Here is an 11,518-nt window from a genome sequence, read left to right as displayed (position 1 = left end):
AACTGCTGGTAATTCAGCGGGCAATTTCTGTTAATAAATTGAAAGATAAAAATAGGAGAACCCTACATGACCAGAAAAAACAAAAGCAGCTACATTTTCATGCAACTGCTTCATCTTCAAGTAGCGGGGAGCAGGATCGAACTGCCGACCTTAGGGTTATGAATCCTACGCTCTAACCATCTGAGCTACCCCGCCGTATTTTACGCCTGTTTTGTTTATTATCGCGGTATTGGTTTATCACCGGCCAAAACAAGCTGCCTTTTTTTAAAAGGTTTGCAAATATAGGATAATTTACTTTCCTTTAGAAAAAATGTTAACTTTTATAGCCGCCTAAGGCTAACCAATTGATTTGAACCAATATGTCTGACAAGAAAAAATTTAATATTGAGTATGAAATAAAGTCATCTCCGCGTATACTGTACTCGTTTTTAAGCGAACCGAACGGCTTAACCCAGTGGTTTGCGGATGATGTGGCTGTCAGAGATCAGGTTTATACTTTTACATGGGATGGGGAGCAGCAGAAGGCTAAACTGCTGCTGATGAAGGAAAATAAGCTGGTAAGGTTTAAGTGGGTAGACGACGACCCCAGCTGTTACTTTGAAATGGAAATACTGCAGGACGAGTTAACCAACGATGTTGCCCTGGGCGTTACCGACTTTGCTACCGAAGATACCATTGCCGAGCGAAAACTGATTTGGGATAACCAGATAGATTACCTCATCAGCGTTTTAGGGGCCTGATCAGGGCGCTGTCAAACAATAAATTAACATCAAATAAGTTAGTAAGAAAGCCGTGTTAAACACGGCTTTTATTATTACCGGCGGGAATAGTTAAATTCCCTAAATTTGCGCTGTGAAAAAGATCCACCTGTTAATACTTAAATCGTTCATAAGGCCTTTTATAGTTACCTTTTTCATTGTGATGTTTGTGTTGCTGATGTTATTTTTATTTAAATACATCGACGACCTGATAGGCAAAGGATTTGAGTGGTATATTATTATGGAGCTGATGGTTTACTCATCAGCTACCAACGTGGCTATGGCGTTGCCGCTGTCGGTGCTGTTGTCATCCATCATGACCTACGGCAGCCTGGGCGAAAATTACGAACTGGTGGCCATCAAATCGGCCGGTATATCGTTAAGGCGGGCGCTTTACCCCATGCTTATCGCCGTTTGCGGGCTCAGCGTATCGGCTTTTTTCTTTTCTGAGTATATGCTGCCGGTGGCCAACCTCAAATATTATAACCTGCTGTACGATGCCCGCAAGCAAAAAACAGCTTTCCTGATCACCGAAAATGTTTTTAACAACAGCTTCCCCGGTTATTCCATCCGCGTAAAGCATAAGGATCCCGACGGGCAAACCCTGCGCGGCATTATGCTGTATCATAAGCCCGATATACAAAGCACCAATATGGATGTGATATTTGCCGAGGAGGGTATTATGTTCCGCTCGCCCGATAACAAATCACTGATACTGCGGTTAAAGAACGGCATCCAGCACCAGGAATTACCTGGCGAAGGTGGTTATCTGCCCCGCCAGCGATACACCCGCTTCAGATTTAGCGAGCGTGTGCAAAAGTTCGATCTTTCGGGCTTCGCGATGGGGCATACGGATGAAAACGAATTCAGGGGCGCTTTCCAGATGATGAACCTGAAGCAACTAAACCTTTGGCAGGATTCAACCGGCAAACTGATAGATCTTGGCCTAAGCCGTAACTATTCTTTGCTTAGCCCATATTTTAAATATTTTTCGGTATCGCATAAATTTTATAAGGATAAGCCATTTAATAAAGGCAGTTCTGATTTTTTAGGCAGCCTTACACACGAAAAGCAGGCATCGGTACTGGCCAACGCGCTGAACCAGGCTAAGAGTTTTAAAGACAGGGTGAAAGAACGCGCCACCCGCTTTGGCGACCTGACACTGGAGAGCCGTCGTAACCGTGTAGAGTATCAAAAGAAATTCACCCTGTCGGCCGCGTGCCTGGCCTTGTTCCTGATAGGCGCGCCGCTGGGGGCAATTATCCGTAAGGGGGGATTAGGCTTACCGGTAGTAGTAGCCGTTATTTTCTTCCTCATCTATTACATTATATCAACCATTGGCGAAAAATTTGTGAAGGATGGCGACCTTGCGCCCACCATCGGCATGTGGATCGCTATCGCGGTGCTGACGCCGATAGGCATGTTCCTGTCTTACAAAGCCGCTAACGATTCGGAATTGTTTAACGTAGAGGCTTACAATAAGTTCATTAAAAAAATGACGGGATATTTCACCAAAAAGAAGCCTGTTTGATTTTACAAACTACAGACGCTTATTAAAGCCACCTTAACGTACCTTTGCACGTATTAAGGATAACGGCTGTTATTATAAGCCAATTTTTACCTGCATAAAAGATGCTGAACACTATAGAAGAAGCGATAGCTGCCATAAAGGCCGGCAAAACCATTATTGTTGTTGATGATGCCGACCGCGAAAACGAAGGCGACTTTTTAACTGCCGCCCGCAACGCTACCCCCGAAACCATCAACTTTATGGCCAAGTATGGCCGCGGATTAATTTGCGCGCCTATTACCGCCGCCCGCGCCAAAAAACTGCAGCTGGAGCCAATGGTGATGCGCAATACCTCATCGCATGAAACGGCTTTTACCGTATCGGTTGATCTGTTGGGGAATGGCTGCACTACCGGGATCTCGGCTTCCGATCGTTCTAAAACTGTTTTATCTTTAATTGATGATAACCTTGATCCTGCCGAACTGGGCCGCCCCGGGCATATCTTCCCGCTGATTGCCAAAGATGGTGGCGTGCTGCGCCGTTCGGGCCATACCGAGGCCGCTATCGACCTGCCGGTGATGGCCGGGTTTGAGCCTGCCGGGGTAATATGCGAGATAATGAAAGAGGACGGCGAAATGGCCCGCCTGCCCGACTTGCTGGAGATGGCCAAGGAGCACGACCTGGTTATTGTTTCGATAGAAGACCTGATTGCCTACCGCCTGCGTACCGAAAGTATGGTGACCAAAGAGGTGGCTGTTAAAATGCCAACCCAGTGGGGCGAGTTTGATATGATAGCCTACACCCAAATTGATACCGGCGAAAACCATTTAGCCCTTGTTAAAGGCAGTTGGGAACCCAACGAACCAGTATTGGTACGCGTACACAGCTCGTGCGTTACAGGTGATATCTTTGGCTCTTGCCGTTGCGATTGCGGCCCGCAGTTGCACAAAGCTATGGAGATGATCCAGAAAGAAGGTAAGGGCGCCATTGTATATATGAACCAGGAAGGCCGTGGTATTGGCCTGGTAAATAAACTGAAAGCCTATCACCTGCAGGAGAATGGCTTTGATACCGTTGAGGCTAATATCCAACTGGGCTTTAAGATGGATCAGCGCGATTATGGCATCGGTGCGCAGATATTGCGGGATCTGGGCATATCAAAAATGCGCCTGCTGACCAACAACCCTAAAAAACGCGCCGGGCTTATCGGCTATGGATTAGAAGTGGTGGAGAATATCCCTATTGAGATTGCCCCAAACCCGCATAACGAAAGTTATCTAAAAACCAAAAGAGATAAAATGGATCACGCCATTTTGGGTGGGCAATAACTTATTGTACAAAGTATATCCTGGGGCTACTTGTCTCAGTCAAAGAAAAAAAATGAACAAAAAAGCTTGTTTTTTGAACAAGAATTGAACATGTAACACATTGATTAATAATCAAATAGATGCGTTTGTTCAAAATTCCGGTTTCTCAATACAACCTTGTTTTTTGAGGGTACTGACAAATTTGCGCCACCAAAATAATTAATTAATACAGGTATATTCTGCAAAATTACAGGCTGTGATCGCCATTGTGCAGATTTCGACTATAGATAACCACCCGGTGCCTGTGTCCTCACAGGCACCGGGCTGAATCTCACCCCTTCTTCAACTCCTCCAGCGGGTAAAAACTATCGCGCCAGTAAATGCCCTTATCCTTTACATTTAGCAGCGCCGATTTAATAATGATATAAACCATCACCGCTCCGGCGTACGTCAGCGTTAAAAAATACCACCATTTTTTGCGCCCCGGTGTAAACCAGAAAAGAAACCAGTGCGACAGCAATATCCCAAGGCTGATCAACACACCATACACCGAGCCGGATAATAAACCCAGTGGCACGGGCAGGCAAAAACCAACAAAAGCCGATACACCATTAAATAAGGCCAGTGGCAAATTATACTTCGACACCGAAAATACGTTCTTCATCAACCCGTTAACAAACTGGCCAACGCTGGTATACCATTCCAGGCTAATTTCGCCCGTGCCGTATAATACATCCGATCTAAAACCCGCCTGTTTCACTATCGCCCCTAACTTCAGGTCATCATCCGGCCGTAGCCTGATAGCCTCATGAGTGCCCGCCTGCTTGTAAGCCTGCCGGCGTACCATATTGAACGCGCCAACGCCAACCGCCGCCTTCGATTTAGGATCGCGCGCCTCCCATGGCCTTATCTTCAGGTTAAACATAATGCCAAAGGTTTGCAGAATGCTGTTCAGCATAGCCGAACGGGAAATAACGTTAGGCATCAGCGCCAAATGGTGGATGTGGTTTGCGGTTGCATAAGTAAGCGCCTTTTTTATGGCATCCTTTTCAAACACAATATCGGCATCGGTAAACAGCAGCCATTCGGCATGGGTTTGCAAGTAGCCACGGTAAAGCGCGTGGTTTTTGCCAAGCCAGCGGGGCGGCAGTTCGGTTATAGTTTCGGTGATGATCTGCGGATATTGTGCAGCTAACTTTTCCAGGATCTGCGGGGTACGGTCGGTGCTGCGGTCGTTCACCACAATTACTTTGTAGTTGGTGTAATTGATGTTACAAACACTGCTTAGCGCGTGTTCCAGGTCGGCTTCCTCGTTACGCACGGCCACAATAATAGCCAGCGATGGTTCATCCTGTGCAGGCTTCACATCACGCAAAAAACCTATCTTGCGGCTGTTAATCACCAGGTAAACGGCAAGCCCCCACCATACGGTAAGCATAATTAGCGGGCAGATCAGCATGGCGACGGGTAAAAGGTATTTGAGAGCAAGGTGTCATGCCGAGTTGAAAAAAAGATGGTCTTTAAGGCTGCATTGACATTAGAAACGTTGTCATTGCGAGCGATAGCATGGCAATCCCATAGGATGATCGGTGGTGCTGTATCAAAGTTCGTCTGCTCATAGCCGCAGGGGCCTACTACTTTTTTCGTGTTTGTTTTATTTTTAAAGGCACTCAAGAGGGCTACGCCGTTTTCTTGAAAAAAAGTAGCAAAATTCAAGACAACAAAAATGCTTCCTTTGCCGCACGGGCCTTTGCCCTGCAAAACAAGCAGAACCACGGGGCTGAACCTTGATGCCGCTGCTTCGCACCCGCGATTCCTCCGCTTCAGGCACCAAGCTAATGCCCTCTCCCGCCACACAGACCACCATGTTCTGCTCGTTTTCGCCCGGAAGCCGTTTTGCTGTCGGGAAAGAAATATGTGATGAGTAGCCCGTCGAAGCATTGTGGGCAGGCCCATCGCGCAAGTCTTCGACAAGAGACTGACAACCTCACTCACTTCGCATATGCTATTCTTCCTTTTCATCATCGCGGTCATCCATTTCGCTTTTGGGGGCAACGTCGGTATTGGTAACCTTAGGCATCGGCACCCTGCGGCTGCGCCTGAACAGGCTGCGGAAAAACTCGCCGAACGTATCGAAATCGCGCTGATAAACCAAACCAAAGCCGTTAACATATTGCACGCTCAGGTTGTTATACAGATCCAGCGTGGTGCCGGTAAGTACCCGGTACGAGTATCGCGCCCGCAGGCGGCCGTCTTTACGCAGCAGGTAGTCGGCTTCAAAGTCTTTGGTAAAGCTGCTGATATCGGTATTAAAGAAATTGCCCGATGTGCCACCAAACAGGTTATTATTGCCATTGGTATTGTATAAGCTGCCGTTCAGCACCAACCTGTCATTAAAGAAGCGGAAGGCAAAGCTGGCATCGCTGGTAGAGCGGATGTTGATATCGGCAAACCTGATGTTTGATTGCGAAATGAACGTATTAAGTTTATTGAAAGCGAACTCACTTAACGCCTGCTCGGCGGTTTGGGCCACCTGGTTGGTTAAGTTATTGGTGGTACCGGTAGCAAACTGGCGGCGTACAATTAAACTAAGCGCCTGCTGGTTTCGGTTGCTTTCGTCGGTTAGGTAAGTGGCCAGGTCATCCTTAATTTGCGGGTCTGTCGGGAAGCTAAAATCAAACTGTATACGGGGTTGCAGCAGCGTATTGGTTAGCTTTAACTGGGCCTGAACCAGCTTTTGCTGGCTACCCGTTGGCGATGTTAGCCCGGCCGCTTTATACAAGTTGTTGATATCGGTACGTACCTCGTAAACAGCCGTCATGTTAATATCGGCGTTGCCGGGGTTACTGGTCCAGCGGATGGTACCGCCCTGGTCTACAGTAAAATTCTTACTGATGAAATCCTTGGCGGTAAACTCAAACTTACCCGATTGAATGAGGTAGTCGCCAAACATTTCAAAATCGCCCAGGCTGTTTATTTTCAGCTGTAATTTGTTCGATACACCGCGTCCTTCCAGTTTGCCGTAATCGGTAGTGATCTTCACCAGCGATTTCTCGTCAACCGTCAGTTCCAAATTAAGCGTAACCCCTTTAAATGCGTTCACCTGCTCCGCCAGTTTAGCGGTATCACGATGACCAACAAAGCGAATAAAATCGTAATCGCTGGCGGTTGATGAGGTGTTCAACGGGATATTGAACACGGTGCCTTCGCCGGTGGTGGCCTTAATATCGATATTCATATTATCGGTAGGGCCGGTAAAGGTAAAGGTGCCGCTGCCGTAGGCCGTTCCGTAATAAATGTGGTTATCCTTAAAGGTGGTGTTCAGCGCCATCAGGTTTTTAGCCTCAACGCTGATGTTCAGATCCGGGTTCGATATATTTTTCAGGTCAACCGTGCCGTTGGCAATGGCCTCGTTACCTTTAATATCCTTAATGCTCAGCTTATCTATTTTTATCAGGCTGTTGGTAACGGTCAGCTCATCGTTAAGCTTGTAGGCGGTTTTCAGGTAGTTTACTGTCAAACCGGTATTGTTAAGGATGATCTTGCCATTCAGCTTTGGTTCGGATGGGCTGCCGGTCAGTTTCAGGTCGGAAGATACCGTTCCGCTCAGGCTGCTCACCAGGTCCTTCACAAAAGGATCGAAGATGATGGCCTCGGTTTGGTTCATCTTCACATCAAAGTCAAGCGTGTTGTCCCCCGCGTCCTTACCCAGTTTATATACACCGGCAATGTTCATGGTTTCCAGTCCGCGGCTCAGGATATTCAATTTCACATCGGCCTGTTTACGGTCGTTATCCAGGGTCGATTCCAGCTTCACCTTACCAATTTGCGTATCGTTCATCATCATCGAATCGATACCCAAATGCGCTTCCATACCCGGCGTTTTGGTAATGCCGCTCAGTATTACATCGCCGTTTAACGATCCTTTCAGCTCTATACCCGATGGCCTGGTCAATTGGTTAAGCGTAGCCATGCTGAACTTATCAAATTCCACCTTCAACTTATCAGCCGGATTATCGGATACGAACCCATTAATGCGTACCTTTTGTGTCCCCCTTGAAAGCTCGAAGCCGGATACCTGCGTTTTCCCGTCCAGCAGGCGGATGCGTACCTGTTCCTGTATCTTCCAGCGCTGGTGCTCCAGTATCACGTCTGATGGCAGCAGCGACAGCTTGGCGGTGGTATCCCTGCCAAATGCAACCAGGCCATAAAGGTCTAACTGGTTGGTCGCGTCCTTGTCTGATAATTTGATGTTGAAATTGAGGCTATCCTTTTTCAGCGAGTTAACAATGTTGATGTTTTTGATGAACAGGTCCTTGCTCAGGTCTATCCGGTTTAATGATATGTTGAGGCCAAGGAAGCCATCGGTGGTGTTTTCGTCCAGGATCAGATCGTGAAACACCATGCCACCGTAATTGATGGTTTTTACATAGCCGCTTAACGTAGCGGTTTGATCGGCCGAGTTGAACTGACCCACAAAGGTACCCTGATCGGGGATCTTCAGGTCGGGTACAAACAGGGCGATGAGCGGGTCGATATCTTTCACCTTGAAGTTAAAATCAAACTGCTGCGACTTAAACGGTACGATATTGGTTTTTAAAGATGGGATATACTTTTTTACGATGGTTTTAAAGTATGACGGGAGCGTAGCCAGGTCATAGTTCCCCTTGATGCTGCCATCAGCTATCGGCGATTGCAGGCTGATCAGGCGTTCTCTGCCGGTACCCGATGCTGTCAGCGTTACCGAATCGACCAGGTAATTATGCCTTGGATCAATAATACGGATAGGGTTAAGCGATATTTTCCCGGTCAGGTTATTCAGGTCATTGCCGCTAAAGTGGGTATCGATATTGGCGCTCAGCGTAATGGTATCTTTTAATAAATGTATCGTATTCAGCCGCGCATCGATAATACTGCCGGTTAAATTATAGTTAGGCAGGGCCGGATTAAGATCGGCATTGCCCTTTATTGATAGGTTGATGTTTTTATCGTTGATGTTAACCGTGCCATCAAATACCTTTTTAGCCACCGAACCATTTATGGCCACGTTTTGATAGCGGTAGTTTTTATAATCGATGTAAGCAATTTTAGCGTTCACTTTTTCAACCAGGTTCTTTAACTCGTCGCCGCTGCCTTTTATATCGGCTACAAAAGTGGTGCGGTTCAGATCGGGCTCGTCTATCAGCGTGCCCAGGTCAAAATCATAGGCTTTTATATTGCCGCTATAGCTGGGATTGCCCGATTTGCTGATCTTCAAATTTACATCCGACTGGAAACGGCCCAGCTTGGTTTTAAATTCGCCATAAGCAATAAAATCATTCTGCAAACCGGTAAACTTGCCCTTGAAGTTTACATTACCAAACTTTTCGATAATAGCGGGAAGCTTGCGGTTGGTGGTACCGCCAAAACGGTTATACAGGTATTCCAGGTCTTTGCGGTTGGTGGCTATCTGGTCGAAGTTAAGTTCAAGCAGGGTGTTGTCCCAATCGGGCAGGCCCTTAAACGCGAAATCGCCCTTCAGGTAGGTGGCCTGGCCGCCGGTTATGGTGAGGTGGCTGGCCTTAAGGTTGCTCACTAATCCCTTTACGTGCCCGTCGATACCCAGATCGAACTTAGTTTTATCCAGCGATGTGGTAAAGTAAGCGATATCTGCCGATGATATCTGCGATTGCTTAAAATCGGCATCCACCTGCACTTTGTTCTCAAAATCATCGCTGATATCGGCAAAATGCGTGAAGCGCATGCGGTAATAATCGCGCAGTTTGGAGTGCGGCGTTTCGATGTAGAGGTGTTGGGCCAGGATCTGGTTACTATCAACGGTGGCAAGGGCCGTCAGGTTTTTAACATAGAAACCGCTTTTCTCGCGCAGAGTAAGGTTGCGCACATCGCCCTTAAACATGTGGTGCACCAGGTCCATATTGCGCACCTCTACGCCGAAATGGTAAACATCCAGGTCGTCGAAGTTGATGCGGTTGCTGATGACTGTATCGCGCGTGAGATTTTTAAAGCGGAAGTGAAAATTGTTGACGATGGACTTCTCGAAGATGAGCGTCCAGGGTTTGCTTTTTTTGTGCGTAGTATCGGGCTTGTTAAAGTAATCTACAATAAAATCGATGTTGCTGGTCGTATCGTTCAGTTTTTTAAGGTATACCGAACCATTATCCAACTGTATGCGGCTAAAGTGCAGCTTACGCTCGCCAATGCTGCTGAAGAGTGAGAAGCCGTTCAGTTCAACCGTTAATTTAGGGGTATGCACCAGGGTATCCTTTTGCCTGTCGAGCACATACATGCTATCCAGCACTACCGACGAGAATGGCTTAACGTAGATGCCGCCAATGTAAACCTTAGTTTTCCACTCCTGCGAGAAATGGTCGGCCACTTTTTTGGCTATCCAGGTTTGTACGGGTTTATATTGAAGCACCAATAACAGCACGCTGATCATCAGCAGCAAGAGCAGAACGATACTTAGCGCTATTTTGAGTACTTTTTTAATAACTTTGTCCCTTTAAAACTTGTTGCGTTAACTAACAGGTGAGTTTCGAAATGTTAAACAGCATTTGCGGCAGATAGTTTAAATATCTGTCATATTCACTTGTTTAAAAAACGCAGCCTATTAAAATTAAGTATCGTGCCCGTTATATTAGGAATAGAATCATCGTGCGATGAAACATCCGCAGCCGTTTGCGTTGATGGTGAAATGCTGAGCAATGTTATTGCCAATCAAACCATTCATGAAGCCTACGGCGGCGTTGTGCCCGAACTTGCTTCGCGCGTGCATCAGCAAAACATCATCCCTGCTGTTCAACAAGCCATACTCAAGGCAAAAGTAAACAAAAATGACATTGATGCGGTAGCTTTTACACGCGGACCGGGCCTTTTAGGCAGTTTATTGGTGGGCGTATCGTTCGCTAAGTCGTTCGCGCTGGCTTTAGGTAAGCCGCTGATAGAGGTTAACCACATGCAGGGCCACGTTTTGGCGCATTTTATTGGCGATCATAAACCAACCTTCCCCTTCCTTTGTCTTACCGTTTCGGGCGGGCATACGCAAATCGTTTTGGTGAAGGATCACTTCGATATGGAGATCATCGGCCAAACTACCGACGATGCCGCCGGCGAAGCGCTGGATAAAACCAGTAAGGTATTGGGACTGCCCTATCCCGGCGGACCATTGATAGACAAATACGCGCGCCAGGGCAATGCAGATGCCTATAAATTTCCCGAGCCACAGATCCCGGGGTTTGATTTTAGCTTTAGCGGTTTGAAAACATCCATTATGTACTTCATCCGCGATAACGTGGCTAAAAACCCCGATTTTTTGCAGGAGAACATGGCTGATATCTGCGCCTCGGTAGAGAAGCGTGTGGTAATCATCCTGCTGAATAAACTGAAGAAGGCGGCTATTGAGTACGGTATAAAGGATATCGCCTTAGCAGGTGGCGTATCGGCCAATACCGGCCTGCGCCAGGGCCTGAACGACCTGGCCGCCGGGCAAGGCTGGAATGCCTTTATCCCCAAATTTGAATACTGTACCGATAATGCCGCCATGATAGCCATTGCCGGTTACTATAAATATTTAAAAGGCGAATTTGTTGGCCAGGATATCGCGCCGCTGGCAAGGATGCCATTTTAGGCGCTAAGCGCCAGTCGGTAAGACGGAAGAGTCCGGAAGACCGAAAGATAAAACGTATATTTACACTATAAAACTTCCGGACTTTCGGACTCTTCCGTCTTCCGGACTACAAAGACATGAGTATTCCATCACTAATATTTTGGGCAGTGTTTGTGCTGCCACTGGTCGTGTTCCTGGTTTGGCTGATCAAACAGGATAAGAACCGTAAAATGGGTATCACCGGCCTGGTGGTACTGGCTGTACTGGTTGTAGTAGCTGTTGTTTACATGTACCTGAAAACAGGTGGACGCTAATATATCCGCCGGGAGTTAAT

8 protein-coding genes and 1 tRNA gene are annotated in these 11,518 nt (G+C 47.1%); 5 read left to right on the top strand and 4 right to left on the bottom strand.

Annotation, left to right across the window (positions count from 1 at the left end; genetic code table 11):
• Window positions 1-121: 121 nt before the first annotated feature.
• A tRNA-Met gene (locus tag HQ865_RS02020) sits at window positions 122-195 on the bottom strand.
• A gap of 164 nt (window positions 196-359) precedes the next feature.
• On the opposite strand from HQ865_RS02020, the gene HQ865_RS02015 reads away from it, so the two are divergent.
• From HQ865_RS02015 to HQ865_RS02005, 3 genes are all read left to right on the top strand, one after another.
• Window positions 360-740, top strand: a complete 381-nt coding sequence (locus HQ865_RS02015; protein WP_173413283.1) for an START-like domain-containing protein — start codon at window positions 360-362, stop codon at window positions 738-740.
• 112 nt (window positions 741-852) lie between these two features.
• A complete protein-coding gene (locus HQ865_RS02010; protein WP_173413282.1) occupies window positions 853-2,289 on the top strand; it encodes an LptF/LptG family permease in 1,437 nt (478 codons plus the stop codon).
• Window positions 2,290-2,390: 101 nt separating this feature from the next.
• On the top strand, window positions 2,391-3,596 hold the full coding sequence (locus HQ865_RS02005; RefSeq protein ID WP_173413281.1) for a bifunctional 3,4-dihydroxy-2-butanone-4-phosphate synthase/GTP cyclohydrolase II: 1,206 nt from the start codon (window positions 2,391-2,393) through the stop codon (window positions 3,594-3,596).
• Between the two features lie 310 nt (window positions 3,597-3,906).
• On the opposite strand, the gene HQ865_RS02000 is transcribed toward HQ865_RS02005, so the two are convergent.
• From HQ865_RS02000 to HQ865_RS01990, 3 genes are all read right to left on the bottom strand, one after another.
• Window positions 3,907-5,034, bottom strand: coding sequence for a glycosyltransferase (locus HQ865_RS02000; protein ID WP_173413280.1), 1,128 nt, complete (start codon window positions 5,032-5,034; stop codon window positions 3,907-3,909).
• Window positions 5,028-5,351, bottom strand: coding sequence for a hypothetical protein (locus HQ865_RS01995; protein ID WP_173413279.1), 324 nt, complete (start codon window positions 5,349-5,351; stop codon window positions 5,028-5,030). Before HQ865_RS01995 ends, HQ865_RS02000 begins: the two co-directional genes overlap by 7 nt.
• Before the next feature lie 229 nt (window positions 5,352-5,580).
• Window positions 5,581-10,017 (bottom strand): translocation/assembly module TamB domain-containing protein, encoded by a 4,437-nt coding sequence (locus tag HQ865_RS01990; protein ID WP_173413278.1) that lies wholly within the window; start codon window positions 10,015-10,017, stop codon window positions 5,581-5,583.
• A gap of 186 nt (window positions 10,018-10,203) precedes the next feature.
• Between HQ865_RS01990 and tsaD the strand changes: the two genes are divergently transcribed.
• Window positions 10,204-11,205 carry a tRNA (adenosine(37)-N6)-threonylcarbamoyltransferase complex transferase subunit TsaD gene (gene tsaD, locus HQ865_RS01985; protein ID WP_173413277.1) on the top strand — a complete coding sequence of 334 codons (1,002 nt, stop codon included), beginning with the start codon at window positions 10,204-10,206 and terminating at the stop codon, window positions 11,203-11,205.
• A gap of 116 nt (window positions 11,206-11,321) precedes the next feature.
• Window positions 11,322-11,498 (top strand): hypothetical protein, encoded by a 177-nt coding sequence (locus HQ865_RS01980; protein WP_173413276.1) that lies wholly within the window; start codon window positions 11,322-11,324, stop codon window positions 11,496-11,498.
• The last annotated feature ends 20 nt before the right edge of the window (window positions 11,499-11,518 follow it).

This window comes from Mucilaginibacter mali, from assembly GCF_013283875.1.
GTDB classification, from domain to species: Bacteria; Bacteroidota; Bacteroidia; order Sphingobacteriales; family Sphingobacteriaceae; genus Mucilaginibacter; species Mucilaginibacter mali.
The sequence above is the reverse complement of the archived record's forward strand: the minus strand, read 5'-3'. Positions and strand labels throughout refer to the sequence as shown.